The 21,551-nt window shown below is 38.9% G+C and carries 17 protein-coding genes; all 17 read right to left on the bottom strand.

The genetic code is table 11. The annotated features are described in order from the left end of the window. Positions 1-23 precede the first annotated feature (23 nt). The 17 genes from ftsA to ACH0CI_RS03055 all read right to left on the bottom strand — a co-directional run bounded on the left by ftsA (position 24) and on the right by ACH0CI_RS03055 (position 21,502). A complete protein-coding gene (gene ftsA / locus ACH0CI_RS03135; protein WP_013058956.1) occupies positions 24-1,319 on the bottom strand; it encodes a cell division protein FtsA in 1,296 nt (431 codons plus the stop codon). Positions 1,320-1,744: 425 nt separating this feature from the next. Then, positions 1,745-2,503, bottom strand: a complete 759-nt coding sequence (locus ACH0CI_RS03130; protein WP_406900856.1) for a cell division protein FtsQ/DivIB — start codon at positions 2,501-2,503, stop codon at positions 1,745-1,747. Between the two features lie 153 nt (positions 2,504-2,656). Continuing rightward, positions 2,657-3,562, bottom strand: coding sequence for a UDP-N-acetylmuramate dehydrogenase (gene murB, locus ACH0CI_RS03125; RefSeq protein ID WP_335706597.1), 906 nt, complete (start codon positions 3,560-3,562; stop codon positions 2,657-2,659). A 540-nt stretch (positions 3,563-4,102) separates the two neighbouring features. Further along, the gene (spoVE, locus tag ACH0CI_RS03120; RefSeq protein WP_013058959.1) at positions 4,103-5,203 is read right to left on the bottom strand and encodes a stage V sporulation protein E; all 1,101 of its coding nucleotides are present in this window, start codon (positions 5,201-5,203) and stop codon (positions 4,103-4,105) included. A gap of 61 nt (positions 5,204-5,264) precedes the next feature. Further along, a complete protein-coding gene (gene murD / locus ACH0CI_RS03115; RefSeq protein WP_028411474.1) occupies positions 5,265-6,614 on the bottom strand; it encodes a UDP-N-acetylmuramoyl-L-alanine--D-glutamate ligase in 1,350 nt (449 codons plus the stop codon). Next, positions 6,615-7,589: a phospho-N-acetylmuramoyl-pentapeptide-transferase gene (gene mraY / locus ACH0CI_RS03110; RefSeq protein ID WP_013058961.1), complete on the bottom strand. Its 975-nt coding sequence runs from the start codon at positions 7,587-7,589 to the stop codon at positions 6,615-6,617. Between the two features lie 61 nt (positions 7,590-7,650). Next, on the bottom strand, positions 7,651-9,114 hold the full coding sequence (locus tag ACH0CI_RS03105; protein WP_028411475.1) for a UDP-N-acetylmuramoyl-L-alanyl-D-glutamate--2,6-diaminopimelate ligase: 1,464 nt from the start codon (positions 9,112-9,114) through the stop codon (positions 7,651-7,653). A gap of 211 nt (positions 9,115-9,325) precedes the next feature. After that, entirely contained in the window at positions 9,326-11,242 is a 1,917-nt protein-coding gene (locus ACH0CI_RS03100; protein WP_013084856.1) for a stage V sporulation protein D, read from the bottom strand. A gap of 69 nt (positions 11,243-11,311) precedes the next feature. After that, complete coding sequence (locus ACH0CI_RS03095) at positions 11,312-13,570, bottom strand: penicillin-binding protein (RefSeq protein WP_028411476.1); 2,259 nt, start codon at positions 13,568-13,570, stop codon at positions 11,312-11,314. A 5-nt stretch (positions 13,571-13,575) separates the two neighbouring features. Then, the gene (gene ftsL / locus ACH0CI_RS03090; protein ID WP_028410764.1) at positions 13,576-13,935 is read right to left on the bottom strand and encodes a cell division protein FtsL; all 360 of its coding nucleotides are present in this window, start codon (positions 13,933-13,935) and stop codon (positions 13,576-13,578) included. A gap of 33 nt (positions 13,936-13,968) precedes the next feature. Then, positions 13,969-14,904: a 16S rRNA (cytosine(1402)-N(4))-methyltransferase RsmH gene (gene rsmH, locus ACH0CI_RS03085; protein ID WP_028411477.1), complete on the bottom strand. Its 936-nt coding sequence runs from the start codon at positions 14,902-14,904 to the stop codon at positions 13,969-13,971. Positions 14,905-15,238: 334 nt separating this feature from the next. Beyond that, positions 15,239-16,864, bottom strand: coding sequence for a bacillithiol biosynthesis cysteine-adding enzyme BshC (bshC, locus tag ACH0CI_RS03080; RefSeq protein WP_406900855.1), 1,626 nt, complete (start codon positions 16,862-16,864; stop codon positions 15,239-15,241). Between the two features lie 90 nt (positions 16,865-16,954). Next, positions 16,955-17,338: a DUF3397 domain-containing protein gene (locus ACH0CI_RS03075; protein ID WP_013058968.1), complete on the bottom strand. Its 384-nt coding sequence runs from the start codon at positions 17,336-17,338 to the stop codon at positions 16,955-16,957. Between the two features lies 1 nt (position 17,339). Next, positions 17,340-18,221 (bottom strand): 2-dehydropantoate 2-reductase, encoded by an 882-nt coding sequence (locus ACH0CI_RS03070; RefSeq protein WP_034265299.1) that lies wholly within the window; start codon positions 18,219-18,221, stop codon positions 17,340-17,342. A gap of 158 nt (positions 18,222-18,379) precedes the next feature. Then, positions 18,380-19,921, bottom strand: coding sequence for an acyl-CoA carboxylase subunit beta (locus ACH0CI_RS03065; protein WP_049166164.1), 1,542 nt, complete (start codon positions 19,919-19,921; stop codon positions 18,380-18,382). 19 nt (positions 19,922-19,940) lie between these two features. Continuing rightward, positions 19,941-20,153, bottom strand: a complete 213-nt coding sequence (locus ACH0CI_RS03060; protein WP_033579761.1) for a biotin/lipoyl-containing protein — start codon at positions 20,151-20,153, stop codon at positions 19,941-19,943. After that, positions 20,150-21,502, bottom strand: a complete 1,353-nt coding sequence (locus ACH0CI_RS03055; RefSeq protein WP_335707227.1) for an acetyl-CoA carboxylase biotin carboxylase subunit — start codon at positions 21,500-21,502, stop codon at positions 20,150-20,152. Before ACH0CI_RS03055 ends, ACH0CI_RS03060 begins: the two co-directional genes overlap by 4 nt. Between the last annotated feature and the right edge of the window lie 49 nt (positions 21,503-21,551).

Raw genomic sequence — 21,551 nt, 5'->3', positions numbered from 1 at the left:
TTCGAAATTACCAATCCGTAACGTTAATCAAAGAAGTATCCAAAAAACTTCTTCATTAAATTTTGGTCATTTTTCTTTTTCGGCTGCTCAGCTGATTGTTGCGGCTGCTGTGGTTTCGGGCTAGGTTTGATCATTTCTTGCTCAATCGGCTCTTCTTCCACAACTGGCGCTCCAATTTCTCGGCCTTGTATTTTAGCATTTTTGTATGCAAATTTTATTAATCCTACACCTGTTGTATAATGCGGCTCACGTACTCCAATATAATCAGGCACTGCTATGCGCACGTTATTCTTTAAAATTACTTGAGCTAGCTCAAGGATACCAGGCATCGCTACTACTCCGCCTGTTAAAACAAATCCTCCTGGAATATCTTTGTATCCTAGGCGATTTACCTCCTGCGTAATCATATCTAAAATCTCTTCTAATCTAGCTTCAATAATATCAGAGATTTCGAGCTGATTAAACTGCTGATGCTGATCGCTTCCAATGATCGGTACACTAAATACTTCTTCTTCAGAAGCATGATCGTAGAAAGCATGTCCATGCTTTATCTTAATATTTTCCGCATCTTCAGTCGATGTGCGAAGGCCAATCGATAAATCCTTGGTAATGTGCTCTCCGCCAACAGCTAGTACATTTGTTACTTTCAAATGTCCTTGGTCAAAGATCGCAACCGTTGTTGAACCTCCACCGATATCTACCAGTGCGACACCTAAGTTTTTTTCATCACGAGATAATGCAATTGAACCAGCGGCTAGAGGCTGTAAACAAATATCACTGATTTCTAAACCAGCTCTTTCTACACAGCGTAATAAGTTATGTAAAACCGTTCTAGATCCCGTTATGATTGTGCCTTCCATTTCTAAACGTACCCCAATCATACCTCTAGGATCATTAATACCTTCTAAGCCATCTACAATAAATTGCTTTGGAATAACATCAATGATTTCACGATCTGGCGGGATAGACATGACTTGAGCAGCATCAATTACTCGATGAATATCTTCGTTTGTAATTTCACGATTCTCGCTTGACACGGCTACTACTCCGTGACAATCCTGTAAAAATACATGATTTCCGCTTATGCCCACTACAACCTTTTTAATTGTAATGCCTACCATTCGTTCAGCTTGTTCTACTGCTTTTCTAATAGATTGAACTGTTGCATCTATATCAACGATAGAACCTTTTTTTAGTCCGTGTGATTTAACATTCCCTACACCAATGATATTCAATGAATCGTTACTCATCTCTCCGATGATTACTTTCACACTGGATGTACCGATGTCTAAACTAACGTATATTTCATTGCTGTTCATTCTTTGGCACCTCCTTTTTCTTTCTGCACATGTCATCTTAATAAATTAAGAAGAACAACAATATTAATTTTTTATTATATGAAAATATTCAACAAATACATCTGTTTCCCTTTTGTAAAATCAATTTTTTTCAAGTTTTTCACAGACTTTATCTCTTTCAAAGAACAAAACGTTCTGGTTTTGACTTTTTTTTAGATTTAAGTCTAAAATTCACTGAAAAAAGCTATTTAACTACAAGTCTACACTAAGATGTACACTGAGAAAAGCGAAACTTACCTAGAACAAATATTACATTTCCATTTCACAGCAACGGAGAAGAAAATCATATGTATGCAGAATACTTGCATGTGATTATACAATGTACGAGGGCTAGTTTGCCAGTCTCAACTCATCTATTTCCTTTAATTAACACTTATAAAAAATAATTACTGCTTGCTCTTTTTATAAGGTTTAAATGCATATCCTTCTTCTAAATCAATAATGCCTTTTTGATCATCACTCAATTTACTTGCAATAGCTGGGTAATGAACAATTTTATCAGAGAAGTTGCTAATTTTCCCGCTTACTTCACGCGTATCGTTCATAAACACCTCGATGTGAAGAGGTTCTGATTTTGTCGGCGCGTAGTAAATCTCAGAAATAGCCCCTTTTATGCTCTTAGGCGTTTTAGCTAATTCTTGAACCATGCTTTGTATAGCGTCTCCGTCTTTCCAGTCAATTAACAGCGGAGCGTCGGATGACACTTTCTTAGCACTTACTTCATTTAAAACTTTTCCATTTTCATTCACAGGGAAATATTTATTCCCCGAGGTTACATATGCAATTCTTACGTACTCTTTTACGTCGATTACGACCTTATTAGGAAATGTTTTGTGAATGACAGCTTCCTTTACCTCAGGGTTTTTTTCGACTTTTTCTTGAATTTGATCAGCATCAGCTTTCCAGTAGCTAGTTTTTTTGGACAGACCACTCGCTTTGACAATATCCTTATCACTTACATGTTTATTCCCTTGTACTTCAATGTTAGAAACATTACTCAGAGAAGATTGAGAATATACAATAAATAAAATAAGGATGAAAAAGAGTGATAAATACAAAATAAGCCGTCTATTTGCTTTTTGCTTTCGCTGTTCTTGCAGCTTCGGTACCCGATCTTCTAAAACAATTAACTTACCTTTTTCCATTTTTTTCACCCTTATCCATTTGAGAAAATAAAAGAAGAATCACCATCTATTTATTTCCAATCTTTGCTTCATGAGAATATCCCCATTATAGCATAGAATAAACACATAAAAGCTACCTTTTCACGCATAACCATACAGCGACGGGCTGAGTAATTAGCGGCCGATAATCTCAACTTCTGTATGAATATCAATATCGAATTTCTCTTTAATTGTTTTCTTAACATGAGCAATTAAATTCAGCACGTCTGAAGCCGTTGCCTCTCCTGTATTGACAATGAAGTTCGCATGCTGCTCACTAATTTGCGCACCGCCTACTGAAAAACCTTTTAAGTTGGACTTTTCAATTAAGTCTCCTGCATAATTTGGAAGCGGATTTCTAAAAATACTTCCTGCACAAGGGAAATTCCAAGGCTGTGTTTCGCGGCGATAGTCTTTATTTTTCTGCATGACCGCCACAATATCATCTTTCGTTCCCTTTTTCAAACGCAGCACGGCTTCTACACATACTCCAGGACGGTCTTTTTGTAGAATTGAATGACGGTACGAAAATTGAAGCTCTTCATTTGTCAGCCACTCCAGAGTGCCATCTTCAAATAAAATCAGCGCTTTTTCGACTACATGAGACATATCAGAACCATGGGCACCTGCGTTCATATAAACAGCGCCTCCCACAGATCCAGGAATTCCACTTGAAAACTCCAGTCCAGACAGACCTTGTTTTGTAATAACTGTTGCAAGCTTGATGCTAGGGTATCCCCCACCTACAGTAACCGTCTCTCCATCTACTGTTAAATCATCTAATCCGGCTCCGAGCTTAATGACCACGCCTTCAATTCCCTTATCAGAGACAAGAAGATTAGATCCTCGACCAATCGCTCTCCATTTCACGCCATGTTTTTTAATAATATCCATTGTAACTTTTAAGTGATCAACAGAATCAGGTTCTACAAGCACATCTGCTGGACCACCAATTTTCATTGTTGTATGTTTTGCTAGCGGTTCATTTTCACGAACCTTTCCAATATTCGCTTCGACTAACTCTTTTACTAACGCTTCCATAAGAACCTCCTAAAACCCTCTTTGCTGTTATAAAACTTTCATGTCAATGCGCCCTTACTTCTAATGCATAAGAATAATAAGAACAGATTCATAACTAAGCAGCAGCACCTTGTAAGATACCTTTTTTCTACGAAGGCACTCTATTCTGTTGTCAATTTCATCATTTTTATTTATCGTATGACATTCACCCATAGAATGTACGTTCATCTGCTATATAAAGTAATTTTGATTGTTTTTTTATCGTTTTTCATTTAGAAGTTAAACACATGCTGACAGTCATAAAAAAACGCTACGCTCATAAGTGCACATACGTTCACCTACTCACTAAGATAAAACATTTAACCTTACACATCATACCATAGTTGGACTCAAAATTGGTTATCACAACATTACATTTTAAAAACATTTCATACAAAAATATCATCTACCTGTAAAAAATCGAAAATAAACCGCCAACAAAATCCGGCGTGCACTTGGATTTAAGATGACGGTTTACTTCAGTAGACCATTGCCTACTTGACATTATACAATTTTTTTCAATTAATAGCGAGAATATCTACTAACATTTAACAAAACTCCAACTGCTGCCAGCATGAGCGTCAGCGACGATCCGCCGTAACTTAAAAATGGAAGCGTAATTCCCGTAACAGGCATAAGACCTGTTACCACGCCTATATTAATCATGACTTGAATCGCAACCATTGAAATAATTCCTAAGGCTAAGAACGTTCCGTAAAGATCAGGTGCTCCCAGCGCTACTTTAATTCCTCTCCAAAGCAATAAGCTAAACAAAAGAAGAACAAGCGTTCCGCCGATGAAACCGAGCTCTTCTGCCAGAATAGCAAAAATAAAATCAGTTTGAGGCTCCGGCAGATAAAAGAACTTTTGTCTACTTTGCCCTAACCCTAATCCAAGCAATCCCCCCGGCCCAATTGCATAAAGAGATTGAATGATTTGAAACCCGCTTCCAAGCGGATCTTCCCAAGGATTTAAAAATGAGGTGATGCGTTTAATCCGATAAGGAGCTGATAAAACAAGCCCTACAAAACCGGCAACGCCAAGCAACCCAAGACCTGCAAAGTGACTTACCTTTGCTCCTGAAACAAAAATCATGACTAAACAAGTTCCAACAAGCACCGTTCCAGTTCCTAAATCCGGCTGCATCATAATAATGCCAAACGGTAAGAAAACCAGTAATAACGCCGGTAACATTCCTTTTCTAAAGGATGTAATTTTCTTCTGGTTTTCTGATAAATATTTCGCTAAAAATATAATCATAGCAAACTTCATAAATTCTGAAGGCTGAATCGAAAACGCTCCAACTCCTATCCAACTTTGCGACCCATTCCGTACTAGCCCTACTCCCGGAATCAATACAAGTACCAGCATAACAAAGCAAATGATTACAATTGGCTTTGCCCACGTACGCCACATCCAATAATCAATATTCATGATGACAAACATCGCGCATACTCCAAGCCCTGCAAATAAGAGCTGGCGTTTAGCAAAGAAAAAAGAATCATTAAACTTGTATGTAGCCCATACCGCACTTGCACTGTATACCATGATAAGGCCGATGGTTAGCAAGGAAAGCGTAACGATTATGAGAAAAAAATCTGGGGTAGACCTTTTTGTCGACACTGTCACACACCTCTAAAAATAGATTAGGGCTAGTGTATTTTCTAGGTGTTTAGACAAGCCCTTATTTCAGTTTATGCACAGATTCAATAAAGATGTCACCACGTTCTTCAAAAGTTTTAAATTGATCCCAGCTTGCACAAGCAGGAGATAATAAAATAACATCTTCTTCATCTGAACAAGCATATGCTTCTGAAACTGCTTGTTTAACATTATCGACACGTTTTACAATTTGTATTCCCTCTTCTTTGGCTACGCGTTCAATTTTAGGAGCCGTTTCACCAAACGTAATAACAGCTTTCACATTTTTAAACTCTTCTTTTAAATCATCAAACTCATTGCCGCGATCGAGTCCGCCTGCAAGTAGAATCGTCGGCTGTGAAAAAGCGGAAAGAGCTACTTTTGTAGCAAGCATATTTGTAGCTTTAGAGTCATTATAAAACTTACGTTTGTTGATTGTCGTGACATATTGAACGCGGTGTTTAACACCAGCAAACGTTGTGAGCACGGAGTAGATAGCTTCATTTGAACAGCCGTACAGCTTCACAACGGATACAGCCGCTAAAATATTTTCTTGATTATGTTTGCCTGGCAGCACCACATCTTTTAACGACATCACTTCTTCATCTTTAAAGAAAATCGTTTCGTTTTTAATATACGCTCCTTCTGTCGTTTGAGCTGTAACAGAAAAAGGTACTTTTGTCGCTTTAATATTTGCACTAGCTTTCATCACTAGCTCATCATCCGCATTAATAACGGCAAAGTCTTCACTTGTTTGATTGTTAAAGAGATTTGCTTTCGCTTTGATATATTCCTCTTTTGTACCATGATAGTCTAAGTGAGCATCAAACAAATTCAATAATAAAGAGATTTTCGGACGGAATTTTTCAATTCCCATCAGCTGAAAAGAAGAAAGCTCCGTTACAATTACATTGTCCTTTGTTGCTTTTTGCGCCACTTCACAAGCTACTGTTCCAATATTTCCAGCAATCAACGGCTGCTTTTGATCTTCTTCTAACATTTTATAAATGAGCGTTGTTGTTGTTGTCTTCCCATTGCTTCCCGTAATTCCGATAAAAGGAGCTTCGCTAATTTCATAAGCTAATTCTACCTCTGTTAAAATCGGAATATGTCGCTTTAATGCTTCTTGCAATAGAACATTTGAATACGGAATCCCAGGGTTTTTTACAATAACATCCGCTTTGTCTAAAAGCTCAAGCGGATGATGTCCACAGACAACTTCAATGCCCGTTTTTTCTAATTCCTGTGCTGCTGCGTTCTCTTCGTACGGTTTTTGATCATTAACGACTACTTTAGCACCAAGCTGTTTAACTAACTGAGCGGCTGCTAAACCGCTCTTGGCTAATCCTAAAATAAGTACTTGTTTACCTTGATACGTATTGACTGATTTCATTTAAATCCACACCTCGATATAAATTCCAAGCATTGCAAATAATAGTCCTACAGCCCAAAAAGTCATAACTACGCGCCATTCCGACCAGCCGCTTAGCTCGTAATGGTGATGAAGCGGGCTCATTTTAAACACACGTTTTCCTGTTGTTTTGAAAGATGCGACTTGAATAATAACAGATAATGTTTCAATAACAAACACACCACCGATAATAACAAGCAAGAATTCCATTTTCATTAAGACAGCCACCGTAGCGATAGCTCCTCCTAGCGCTAAAGAACCCGTATCTCCCATAAATACTTTTGCAGGATGGGCATTAAAAACTAAAAATCCTAACACAGCTCCTACTACAGCAACTGAAAAAATAGATAGTTCAAACTGCTCTGCATTCCAGGCGAGAACTGCAAATGCACCAAAAGCAATCGCACTTGTACCAGATACAAGTCCGTCTAATCCATCCGTTAAGTTGACCGCGTTTGAAAAACCAACAAGCCAGATGATGAGGAAAACAACATAAAACCAACCTAAATCGATTGGGTCTTTAATTCCTGGAATCGTCACTTCAGTTGAAAACTCAAACTGTCTTGCAATAAAGTAAAAAATAATTGAAATGACAACCTGACCTAAAAACTTTTGTTTAGATGTTAATCCAAGGTTACGCTTTAACACTACTTTTATAAAATCATCTAAAAATCCTAATAAACCAAATCCGATTGTGACAAATAATAATAGAAACGTCTTATATGTAAGTTCTGCATATTGATTGACCATAATAAGAGTTGCCACAATAATAGATAATAAAATCATGATACCGCCCATTGTAGGTGTACCTGATTTTTTCTGGTGAGATTTCGGGCCTTCATCACGAATACTTTGACCAAACTTTAATCTTCTTAAGAAGGGAATAAAAATCGGCGACAATACAACCGTAATCAAAAAGGCTACGCCGATTGTCAATAAAATTGATTGTTCTAGCACGATGTCCCCTCCTTAACTTCTAACTCATTCCGACTCATTTTGTTCTCTACCCATTTCATTACTACTTTCGCTCCTCAATCATTTTGCGTGCTACTTCTCGATCGTCAAAATCGAATACTTTTTTACCAATAATTTGATAGGTCTCGTGCCCTTTTCCAGCAATGACAATAACATCATCTGCATGCGCTGTTTCCACTGCATAGCGAATAGCTTCTGCACGATCAGCAATCGTCACATAGTTATCTGTATCCAAACCTTCTTCCATATCTTTTAAAATAGCCAATGGATCTTCACTTCGTGGATTATCAGATGTCAAAATAGCTTGTGTACTGTATTCAGCTGCAATCCGAGCCATGATTGGTCGTTTTGTACGATCTCGATCTCCGCCACAACCAACAATAACATATATATTGCGTTTTGCGAATTCTTTTACAGTTTTTAACACGTTCTCTAAGCTGTCCGGCGTGTGGGCATAATCCACGATAACCGTAAAATCTTGCTGCGCATCAACCACTTCAAAACGCCCAGACACACCTTCTAACACTTTTATTTCCTCGACAATAACTGACAGAGGGAGACCAGATACTAAACATGCAGCCGTAGCCGCTAATACGTTGTAGACGCTAAATTTCCCAATAAGCTTCATTTCTACAGAAACCGTTTCTGTCGGTGTTGTCAAATCGAACGTTGTGCCGCTGTTTGTAATTTGAATATTCGTTGCACGAATATCACTTTCACGGTCAATACCGTACGTAATCACTGTAGCAGCCGTGTTTTTAATATATTCCTCGGTTGCCGCATCATCGACATTAAGAACAGCAAATTTAGGACGAGTATGGTTATAAGCATTTCCTAACTGTGCAAATAGCAACCCTTTCGCACGACGATAATCTTCCATTGTATGATGATAGTCGAGGTGATCTTGCGTTAAGTTACTAAATACCGCCACGTCAAAGTCGCACCCGTGTACGCGTCCTAAGTCAAGCGCGTGAGATGATACTTCCATCATCGCTACTTCTACATTCTCTTCCACCATTTGATTAAATGTTTTTTGAAGAGTCAGCGATTCAGGCGTTGTGTTTTTCACATCATAAGACGTATCACCAATACGAATTTCAATCGTTCCAATGAGACCCGTCTTTTTATGCTGTGATTTAAAGATATGCTCAATTAAATGTGTAATCGTTGTTTTTCCATTTGTGCCTGTTACACCAATTAAATGCATTTTTTGTGTGGGCTGATTGTAGAAAGCATCCGCCAGCACTGCCATTGCTCGCTTTGTACTCTTCACGCGTACAACGGGCACTTCTACATCCACAGGCTTTTCTGCTAAGATTGCTACTGCCCCTTTTTCCACAGCCATCTGTGCAAAGCTATGACCATCAACCGTATAGCCGTCTATACAAATGAACAATGCTCCGGGCTTAACTTCTCTTGAATCCATTTCAATTGACGTAATATCAATATTCTGTTCAGGAAGCTGAACAAAATCATGTAAATGTGTTAGTAGTTCTCGTAAATCCATTCCTACCATGTCCTCTCTATTTGTAAAGTGAAACGTTTGTTATAAGACGCTATGGCAACTATTCTTCTTTTTCTAGCACCTAACCTATTACATTTTACAGAAAAAGAAGCCCGGAGGGAACACCCCCAAGGCTTATTTGTTGATTTCATGTTCACACGCAGCGTAACCTGCTGATTATCATGCAAGGAAGAATAATAGTTTATAGAGATTTTTATTTTCCCATATAAATTCTAACCGTTTCGCCTTCTTTAACTTTCGTTCCGGCTGCAGGAGACTGCTTGACCACTTTATCTCCTTCGCCACTCACATCTAATTTTAAATTAAGTAGCTGTTCTTGTAACTCTTTTTTTGACATTCCTACGACATTTGGTACTTTTATCATTGGTGTGTCCAGCCACGTTAACTCTTTTTCAATTTGTCCTTTACGCGGTTTAACGTCCATCACACGCAAACTGTCTTCAATCATTTTACCTACAATCGGAGCTGCTACCACTCCACCAAACTGAATGGTGCCCTTTGGATTATCAACCGCAACATACACGACAATTTCAGGGTTATCTGCTGGTGCAACACCGATAAAAGAAACGATGTGATTATTTTTTAAATACTTTCCATTTTGAGCTTTCTGCGCCGTACCCGTCTTTCCTCCAACGCGGTACCCTTCCACAAAAGCTCCTTTTCCGCTTCCTTGTGCGACTACACTTTCAAGAGCAAAACGCACTTGCTTAGACGTTTCCTCGGAAATAACTTTTCGCTTAGCAACCGGTTTATGACTGCTTACAACTTTTCCGGTAGTTGGATCCACCCACTCTTTTGCAATATAAGGTTCATAAAGCGTTCCACCGTTTACGGCTGCTGAAACAGCAGCTACTTGTTGAATAGGCGTAACAGCAACCCCTTGCCCAAAAGCTGTTGTAGCTTGTTCAACCGGACCCACGCGCTCAAGCGGGAACAAAATTCCTTTTGCTTCCCCTTGTAAATCAATACCTGTTTTTTGACCAAAGCCAAATTCTTTAATGTATTTGAACAATTTCTCTTTTCCCAAACGTTCCCCAAGCTCCACAAAACCAGGGTTACATGAGTTCTGTACAACTTCTAAAAAAGACTGCTGTCCGTGTCCGCCTTTTTTCCAGCAGCGAAGTCTCGCTCCTCCAACTTCCGCGGCTCCATCATCGTAGAATTGATCTTTTAGTAAATCCACTTTCTTTTCTTCAAGAGCAGCTGCCAGTGTAATAATCTTAAACGTTGATCCGGGCTCATATACGCTCCAGATTGGAAGATTGCGATTATACACCTCAGGCTTCACATTTTTAAAATCCGTCGGATCAAAGCCCGGACGACTTGACATACCTAAAATTTCACCGTTTTTAGGATTCATGGCAATGGCAATCATACCATCTGGATTATAAGCTGTCTGAGCATTATCCAACTCACGCTCCATGATTGTTTGCACACGTGAATCAATGGTCAATCTCAAATCGAGCCCGTCCACAGGCGCTGTGTAGTCATCGGCTATATTGGGCATCTTTTTACCTTTAGCATCAGAATACAATTTAACTGAACCTTTTTGTCCTTTTAGCTCTTTATCATAATATAATTCAAGGCCCGTTAACCCTTGATTATCTACTCCCGCAAAGCCTAATACATGCGACAAATAACTTCCAAACGGATAGTACCGCTTCGAATCCTCAGCTATATATACGCCTTTTAAATTTAAATTTCGCACTTCATTTGCTTTCGCATGTGAAATTTTTCTTCCTTCAGGACGCAAATATACGCTAGAAGAAGCTTTTGTTATTTGTTCATATACTTTTTCTTTTGATGCTCCCAGCACTTTTGCTAACTTTTCAGCCGTAACAGCTGGATTTTCAACTTGTCTTGGCATAACTAAAACGGTCGGTGCACTTTTATTTGTAGCAAGTGCCACATCATTGCGATCTAGTATCTTTCCTCTTTCAGGTTCAAAAGGAATATTCCGACTCCATAAGTCTTTGGCTTTTTCAGTTAGCGTATCCCCAGTCAGCAACTGTACATATCCAAGCCTTGTATCAATAATCAAAAACACAATAAAACCGACAAACAAAACAATGGCTAGCCTTTTACGAACTGTGACTCCTGATACCCGCATATATTAGAACCTCCTCTGAATCGGCTCGTTCCAATATATGCTTGTACAGGATTCACTAGAACTTATTTTCTAGTCAAGTTGCTTATCGTCTTTTTTACTGTCAGATTCACTTTTTTCCGTTTCTTTTAGCTTATTTAACGTGCTTGAAAATTCTTTAGGCGTTTCAAGTTCCACTTTCAGGTATGTTCCTGCTTTTAGCGGATCTCCTGCTTTAATACTTTGACTTACAACATAACCATTTTCAAGTGCGCTAGGTCGAACGTTGACAAATTCACTAAAGCGAATAACGTCACGATGTGAAAAACCTGTTAAATCAGGCATTGTGGCTTTTCCGTTTGTCTTAATGAACACGCGTTGACCAGTGACAATGGTATCAGAAGTCGGTGATTGGCTTTCTACCGTATCTCCTTTACCTATTACAACAGGAACAAGCCCTTTTTGTTTTAAGTCTTTCACGGTACTATCAACTGATTCATTAACGTAAGATTTAAGCTTGATTTCTGAATCCACTTTCTTTTCTTTCGTTTCTTTTCCGTCTTCATCCGTTTTTTGAGGCTCCACTCCTAAATACTGCAGACTATTTTTCATCACCGGATTAAATACAGCTGTAAGCGGCGCAGTACCCGTTTCTTGAGGCGTGAGAGTTGGATTTTTAACGGCTACATAGACAAGGAGCTTTGGATCCTTTGCTGGTGCAAAGCCCATAAAGGAAATGAAATTTTTCCCGTGTCCATGCAGGTAACCTCCGGTAGGCCCAGGAATTTGAGCTGTTCCCGTCTTTCCAGCGACATCGTATCCTTCAATCGCGTAAGGTTTACCTGTTCCATCATCAGAAGAAACAACGGTTTCTAAAATACCTAGCGTTTCGTTCGCTGCTTTTTTAGAAATAGGCTGGCCTACTACGGTAGGTTTTGTTTTCTTAATTGTTTTCTTATTTGTTTCATCGACTACTTGTTTAATCACGTAAGGCTTCATCATTTTCCCGTCATTTGCAATCGCAGTAGCCGCTTGAATTTCTTGAATAGGCGTAAAAGCAGACGCCTGTCCAAACGCAGTGGTTACGCGGTCTCTCGGGTACTTCGTCACTAACTTACTAGAAGCTTCATTTGGCAAGTCAATTCCCGTCTTATCCATAAAGCCAAACTTGTCCAAGTATTTATACAAACGGTCGGTACCTAATTTTTCGTTGGCTAAAATGGCAACCGCTACATTTGAAGACCTTTGAATTCCTTCATTAAATGTAATAGCTCCCCAGCCGACTCCGCCGTTGTGATCGTTAATCGGAACGCTGTTTTTCGTTACTTTATAAGATCCCGACTGATAGCGGTCTTCGCCGTTATAAACGCCTGCATCAATCGCGGCTGCTAGCGTAAAGATTTTCATCGTTGAACCAAGTTCATAGCTGTTTTCAACAAACGGATTACGATAAGACGTGATATCACGAATATTTGGGTCAAATGAAGGACGATTTGACATCGCCAAAATTTCACCGGTTTTCGGATTTACTACCGTTGCCATTAGCTCTTCTGGTTTATATTCTTTAGCAGCAGCTGTCATTGCATCCTCTAAAAACGTTTGAATTTTTTCATCAATTGTAAGCGTGACACTGTCTCCATTTTTCGGAGCTACAATTGACTCTTTTGGATCCGGAAGCTTAATTCCGTTTTTAGCAGCTTCGTATTTCACATATCCATCTTCTTCAGAAAGCTGCTTATCAAATACTTTTTCAATTCCCATTTTCCCTACGATTTTACCCGTATCATCTTTTTGTGCATATCCTAAAATACTTGAGGCAAATACACCGTTTGGATAGAAGCGCTTCGAATCGCGTAAAAACGTGATGCCCGGGAGATTTAGCTTCTCAATTTTTTGCTTTAGCACGTTATCAATATCACGTCCGCCTGGGCCAAGTTCTACTTGGAAGGTACCACGTTTAATTCCTCTCGTTAACATGCTTTCAATTTTCGATTCGTCCATCTTCAACAATGGGGCTAATTTTTGAGCCGTCTTTTCTGGGTCTACCACATGTTGCGGGTGATCTTTATCTTTTGTTTGTTTTTTATCTAAAATCGCCACAACCGTATAAGCACCCGTGTCTTGGGCGATTGCTTCTCCATTTCGATCGTAAATCGTACCGCGCTGTCCTTCAATTTTAGACGTTCGCGTATGCTGTTTTTGTGCAATTTCGGCTAAAGCTTCTCCGTCTGCTTTGCCCGTCGCTTGGATGTAAAAGAACCTGATGGCTAATACAAAAAAGAGCAATGCAAATATTAAAATTAATATTGCTGCTCCTGTACTAATATTGCTATTTTTTCTTGGCGTAGTCATCGCAATTAATCGTTAACGACTTTTACGTTATTTTCATTCAATTTTAGTCCAAGTTCTTTTGCTTTTGTCCAAATACGATCGTATGCACTTAACTCTGTTACCTGTAATTTTAACTCATTGTTTTTTGCTTCTTGCTTGTCAATCTTTCCATCGAGTGATTGCACTTCTTCACTGATGCTATAAAGCGAAGATTGATTTGAAATGATTTGCACAGACCCAAACAGCATGAGTGCGACAAACCCAGAATACACAATTTTTTCACCAACCGTGATTTTTCTTTTTGTCTTTCGAACAACTTGACGTACCGTCTTTTGCTGCTTCTGCTGCTGGTCTTGCTCTCTTACTTTGTATGCTGCATTGTTCATTCTCGTCCCCTCCTCTTTGATTAAACCCTTTTATTAGACTAATTTCTCAACAATTCGAAGCTTTGCCGAACGCGCGCGCTTATTTTCTTCTACCTCTTCTTCTGAAGGTAAAATAGGTTTTCTTGTGATGACTTTCATTTTAGGTTTAAATTCTTCTGGAATAACCGGCAGTCCATGAGGAAGCTGCGGAACCGTGCTTGCATTTTTAAACGCTACTTTACAAATTCGGTCTTCAAGTGAATGGAAGGTAATAACACTTACACGTCCACCTTTTTTGATTACATCCATGGCCTGTTCAATTGCATCTTCAAATACTTGAAGCTCATCATTTACAGCAATGCGAATAGCCTGGAAAATCCGTTTTGCCGGATGTCCGCCCGTTCGTCTAGCTGGTGCTGGAATACCATCTTTAATAAGATCAACCAGCTCTAGCGTTGTTTCAATTGGTTTAGACTCTCGATATGCTTCAATCTTGCGGGCAATTTGTTTCGAAAACTTTTCTTCTCCGTATTGGAAAAAGATTTTTACAAGTTTTTCATAAGGCCATTCATTTACTACGTTGTACGCAGAAAACTTTGAGTTTTGATCCATGCGCATATCAAGCGGGGCCTCATGATGAAAGCTGAACCCTCGCTCTGGTGTATCCAACTGAGGAGACGAGACGCCTAGGTCAAACAATACTCCATCTACTTCTTCAATTCCATGTTTCATTAGCTGCTCTTTTAAATAGCGAAAATTACTTTTGATTAGAATAACTCTGTCTAGATACGGGGCTAATTTTTCTTTTGCATTTTCAAGAGCAACATCGTCTTGATCAAACGCAATTAATTTCCCTTTTTCTGATAGCTGTTTTACGATATATTCACTATGACCTGCTCCGCCAAGCGTGCAGTCGACATATACTCCATCCGGCTTAATATTTAAGCCTTCCGCTGCTTCTTTAAGCAAAACAGTTGTGTGATTAAACATTATGACACCTACTTCTTTCTAAACTACTTAGTTATGTATACAAAAAGCAAAAAACGGTGTTTTTCTTTGATATATATACACGTTTATATTATATATCAAAGTTCAACATTATTTCAGCTATTTATATAAGAATTAAGTAGAATTTTGTCTTTTTGTCACAAATAGTGTCATTTTGTTAAAAGTAGGACATATTCGTAGAATAAAATGTAAGGAATATAAGGTTTTTTTGTGTAATTAGAAATAAATACCTTATAAGGATTCAATTGGCTGACATTCACCTTGTAAACTTGTTCTCTTTTTCAAAATAAAAATCCTGCTTTTCAGCAGGATTTTATTAGACATAATAGACTTTTAACTGGTGATTTAATTCGACTTCAGCACTTAGTAAATCTGACACAAATTGCATACCATAGCCGTTTAAATAATACATAATATTCCACATGCGTTCTTGTGGAGCATTGTAGGGACGAAGAGCAAGTTCAATTTGAGCATATTTTGAATGCTTCACATCGTGCTTAATGAGCTGTTTGGATTCGACAATCTTTTGAATGGTTTCAAACTGCTTTTGAATAATCGCTCGATTTTTAAGCATGACTTCATCAAATGTTTTGTCTTCTTTTTGAATATTTTCACGAAGAGTTTTATGGATTTTTTCAAAATCTTCTTTCGCTTTTTCAAAATACATTTCGTACGGGTTGTGAACTTCTGTCTTAAGCCAGTGCTCCCTCTCTGCATCTACGCCTTTGTTAATGACATTCGAAAGGTCTAACTGAAGTTCATCCATATACTTCTCGATATGTCTTTCTACGATTGCATAGGATAACCTCGGAACCACGGGAGGCATTTTAAAGCTAAATAAAGAAAATGCTTTTTCAAGCTCTGCCCAATACGCTACTTCCCCTGGACCTGCAATAAACGCAAGGGTAGGAAGTAAGTACTCCTGCATAAGGGGTCTAGTCACAACGTTATTACTAAGAAGCTCTGGCGTTTGTTTAGCAATTTGAACCAGCTCTTCTTTAGACAGCGCGAGTTCATTTTGCTTTCCAACAAACTGCTCTTGCTCTGCGTCTCTTTCTAAAAGTACTCTGTTTTCGTTGTGTGAATAAAAGAGATGGGCCGTTTCTTCTCCCACTTCAATCATTCGTCCGTATTGTTTTTGAATCTCTGTTTGCTGTTCCATAACGGCTGACGATAATTTGTCATTTTGTTCAATTAACGTCACAAAGAAAGAAGATTCAATGCTGCGCACTTCTCTAGAAGCTGCATCCATTAAAATAAGACCTGACTCTGCAAACAATGTGGTAACCAAATGAGCAAAGAAATCGACATAGGTACGTGATTTATCTAACGCCTCTAAAACAAAGTGTAACACCTGATTTGTATGCACCGTTTCGTTAAACGTTTGAAAAACATCACGAACCCAGCTTCTACAGGCTTCATGATCTAATTCGATTTGAGAAACCATTTGCTTTTTCTTTAAAGAATGCTTTAACGTTTTCTTTAAAAGCTGGTTTTTATGCTCTGTGTATACATGGTTGATCTCAGCAAAATCATGATCTTCTCCAGCAATCCAAAATACCGGAAGCACGGGCACGTTTAGAGCTGCCTCTTGTTGTTTAGCTAGCAGCACAATTGAAATCACTTTATGAATGGTGTACAAAGGACCCGTAAGCAGCCCCGCTTGCTGACCTCCAACGACCACTACGCTGTTAGGATCTTTTAGCTTTTCAATATTTTCAATCGTCTTAGAAGATGCTCCGTAGCGCTTATTAAAATCAAGCAGATACTCAGCAAGCTGTTCTCTTGGATAAGACTGCTTTTGAACGTCCGCTAAACGTTTTTCATATACGTCTTTTTCTTGTATATTATAATGAAAAAAGGAAAGTGCTTGCTTTTCACCTTTTATGTAATCGTTCGTTAGTTTGTTTCCCGCCTTTAAAGAGACGTCTGTAATCTCCATGAAAGAACTTCCTTTCTTTTCCTAATACTTATATTCTCTACATATAGCTTCATTATCCATAATGTAACTGCTCACGTCTAGTAACATGCTTTACAGAGAGGAAATACGAAAAGCGATTCCACCTATATTTAACACAATATGTGCAATAAGAAACAAAACGAAATTCATCCGAAAGAACCCTTTCGCAATAAGCTTCATTTCTAAGTCATGTTTGACTTTCCAATGTACAAACATCATAATCATTGCCACAACTAAAAGGACTAACGCAATCAACCACAAAAAAGAGTGCCCGAAAATTTCCACAGCTGCATAATGCACGGACAAAATAAGAAAAACCGTAGTAATGTACGTTGCTATGTGGACAGATTTCCTTTTATTTTTCGTCAGTTTGCGTAAAAGCATGTATAGAATAAAAAAACCGACGAGCGGCAGAGTGACAAACGTCGCAAAAACGCCAGCAATAAAACTTCCCATGTTACTCACCCTTTTCTTCTTCGATTCCTTTTATTGACCTATATAAAAAGTCAACAATAGGCGTCGACGTTCTTTTTTCAGCAGCTTGTGTTTGGATATAACCTAAGATAGCATCAATCTCGGTTTGCCGCCCCTCCTGTATATCTTTTAGCATAGAAGATTGATTGGTACTCGTGCGCGAACAAACCCCCAGCGCATTTTCCCAATAATTAAAAGCTGAATCTAGTTTTAATACATCTGCAATCTCTTCAAACAATAGGCGCATCGTTTTATAAAAATAGCTGTTGTGAATCAGCTGCCCATTTTTCACGCGATACAGCGCCGTAAGAGGATTAATGAGCGCATTTACAACTAATTTCTTCACCAGCATCGCATACCAATCTTTTTCAATTACCCAAGGAAAATTCACAATTGGTAAGATAGACTCCATTTCTCCTCTGTACGAAGCAATACGGGTTGTTCCTATTCCTGTATGATGGACGCTATCCATATTTGTACGCATTGCCCCATGTTCAACTGTACCCAAATAGAGAGTGCGCTGCGGGAGGTTTTTGAGAATTTCAATATGGCTCATACCGTTTTGGATAAACAAAAGGGGAGTATGTATAGTAAGGGTTTTAATAAAAGGAATAATCTCTTTTAAATGATACTGTTTTACAGTAATAATGATTAAATCTGCTTCTTTTATGTTTTTTTCCAGAGGGATAGCACTGACTTTTTTCGTGTGATGTTCCCCTTGTCTATGTAAGGTAATTCCATTTTCGTTAATACACTTTGCTTGAGTTGGTGTTTTCGTGTACAAGGTTACATCATAACAATCTGATAAATACGCGCTAAACAACAGACCTAATGATCCGCCTCCAATAATACCTATAGTTTTCATCGTATTTTTTGTTCCTCTTTCTATTATTGAGTTTCATTTTAGCAAAAAAATGCTTTGAATTAAATGCATTCTTTAAATTTTACCTATTCATATAGCCCGTGTGATTAAAAATCACCGGGCTTATTGTAAATTATTTAGAGTGATCCCGTTTTTTTCTATTATACGGGATACACCGGATGTTTACGACGGCTAAAGGTCACATTCTTTGTTTCATATAAGCGAAAGCGGTCAATTAACGTTCGACGCAGTTCGTTAGCAGGAACGATGTCGTCAATAATAAGTTCAGATGCCAGCGTATAGATATCGATGTGTTCTTTATACTCTTGCTGTTTCTGTTTAACAAACATGAACCGCTCTTTCGGATCTTCAATTTCATTAATTTTATTAGAATAGACGGCATTTACTGCAGCTTCAGGACCCATTACGGCAATTTGAGCAGTAGGCAATGCAATGCAGCAATCTGGTTCAAAAGCCGGACCAGCCATAGCGTAAAGCCCTGCGCCATAAGCTTTACGCATGACTACGGAAATTTTAGGAACTGTAGCTGAACTCATCGCTGCAATTAATTTGGCTCCATGTCTAATGATGCCAGCTCTTTCTACTTTGGTTCCAATCATAAATCCAGGCACGTCAGCTAAAAACAGCAAAGGAATATGGAATGCATCGCACAATTGAATAAATTTTGCGCCTTTATCTGCTGAATCTACAAACAGTACTCCCCCTTTAACTTTTGGCTGATTAGCAACAATCCCTACTACTTTTCCATCTATTCGTGCAAGCCCTGTTACCAATTCGGCAGCAAACAGTTTTTTTATTTCAAAAAAGCTCCCCTCGTCAATAAGGGTATCAATTGCTTCATAGATATCAAATGGAACATTTTGATTCTCCGGAATTAGTTCTATTAAATCTTTTGTCTGCTTAGGCTCTTTAGCTTTTTGTACTTTAGGCTTCTCTTGATAGTTTTGTGGAAAGTACGTTAAATAAGATTTGGCATACGAAATAGCTTCTTCTTCAGAATAAGCCAGCACATCCCCGCACCCGCTAACGCTGCAGTGCATATGTGCTCCTCCCATTTCTTCTAGCGTAACCTTTTCTCCAATAACGGCTTCGGCCATACGCGGCGACCCTAAGTACATAGAAGCGTTCCCATCTACCATCACAACAATATCACAAAATGCAGGGATATAAGCCCCTCCAGCTGCTGACGGACCGAAAAGCAAACAAATTTGAGGAATGACGCCGGAAAGTTTTACTTGATTGTGAAAGATCCTTCCAGCTCCTCGGCGGTTTGGAAACATATCTAATTGATCCGTAATACGCGCTCCAGCAGAATCCACTAGGTACAGTAAAGGCACATGCAGTTTTTCTGCAACTTCTTGAATCCGAATAATTTTTTCTACTGTTCTAGCTCCCCAAGACCCTGCTTTTACAGTAGAGTCATTAGCCATTACACAAACCGTTTCACCGTTTACTTTTCCAATCGCAGTTACAACACCGTCTGCCGGCAACCCTTCGGCTTTATTATTTGCAAACATGCCGTCTTCTTCATATTTCCCGTCATCGAATAAAAGGGCTAAACGATCTCTTACAAAAAGCTTCTGTTGTTTTGCAAGTTTCTCTTTATACTTCTCGGCGTTGCCACGCTCTACTTTTTGACGATTTTCATCATATTTTTTCTGAGATTCACCTGTATGTATCATGATATCTCCCCTTTATGAGTTATGAAATAGTCACCAAAACGTCGCCTTCGTTCACAAAATCCCCCACGGCTATATGGACAGTCTCTGCAATACCAGCTTGATCGCTTTCAATAGGAATTTCCATTTTCATAGATTCTAATACAACAACAACTTCTCCTTTAGTTACACTTGCTCCTTGCTGAACAAACACATTAAATACCATGCCTGCCATTGTCGCTTTGATTTCACTCATTGTGGTGCTCCTCCTTTATTTAATACTGTTGATAATAACGATGTGTTATAGGTGCCCTTTTCATATAACTCTTCATTTAACAACTGCTTAAATAGAGGAATATTTGTTTTGATTCCCTCTACAACAGCTTCTGTAAAATATGATTTAGCTAGTTCAATTGCATTTGAACGCGTACGACCAGTAATGATAACCTTTGCAATCATTGGATCATAAAAAGGTGTAACCGCATTCATATCACTGTAGCCGCTATCTACGCGCGCGTAGGTTCGCTCCGGCAAGTGATAACCCGTAATTTTCCCCGGAGCCGGTAAAAAAGTAAACGGATCTTCTGCATAAATTCGAAATTCAATGGCGTAGTTATTTGCTGCTATTTCCTCTTGCATACGAGGAAGCTTTTCACCGCGCGCAGCTAAAATCTGCCACTTAACTAAATCGACCCCTGCAATTTGCTCGGTGATCGGATGCTCAACTTGCAGCCGCGTGTTCATTTCAAGAAAATAAAATTTTTCGTCTTCATCCACGATAAACTCCACCGTACCCGCATTAAAATAGCCGATTGCTTTAGCCGCTTGAACGGCTTGGTTTTGCATGGCTTGTCGCGTACTTTCTTTTAAAGAAAGCGCAGGGGCTTCTTCAATCACTTTTTGATTTCTTCTTTGTACAGAACAATCGCGTTCAAAAAGATGAACGACATTACCATGCTGATCTCCAAAGACCTGTACCTCGATATGTTTTGCGTTTGTGATAAGCTTTTCAATAAACATTCCTTCATGACCAAAATATGCTTTTGCTCTTGCTTTTGTTGAGGCATATACTTGTTTTACTGCTTCTTCGTTATCGCAGCGCACCATCCCAATTCCTCCGCCGCCTCCGCTTGCTTTTAACATAACGGGATATCCAATTACCCCCGCTACTTTACAAGCCTCTTCAACCGACGTCACATCACCTTCGCTGCCGGGGACAACAGGTACACCCGCTTCTTTCATCGCAGCGCGGGCAGCAATTTTGTCGCCCATCATCGAAATGATTTCGGGAGAAGGACCGATAAAACAAAAACCTTCATCAATCGCTCTTTTAGCAAATGCACTATTTTCCGATAAAAATCCATATCCAGGATGAATGGCGTCTACTTTTTCTTCATGACTAATTCTAAGCAGCTCTTCCACATTCAAATATGACTTTTGCACAGGAGGCTCTCCAATTCGACGTGCTTTTGTAGCCGCTTGAACATAAGGAAGTTCTGCATCTGCATCGGAATAGACAGCCACCGTTTCAATGCCCATTTGTTTGCATGTATGAATAATACGAAGAGCAATTTCTCCTCGATTTGCAATCAGTATTTTTTTCACCTTTCTCTCCCCTTTCCTCAAATTTCTACTTTCCCCCATATAATTCTAC

Source organism: Priestia sp. 179-F W1.4 NHS, from assembly GCF_045369295.1.
Lineage (GTDB): Bacteria > Bacillota > Bacilli > Bacillales > Bacillaceae_H > Priestia > Priestia zanthoxyli.
This window is presented reverse-complemented; position numbering and strand designations above follow the sequence as displayed.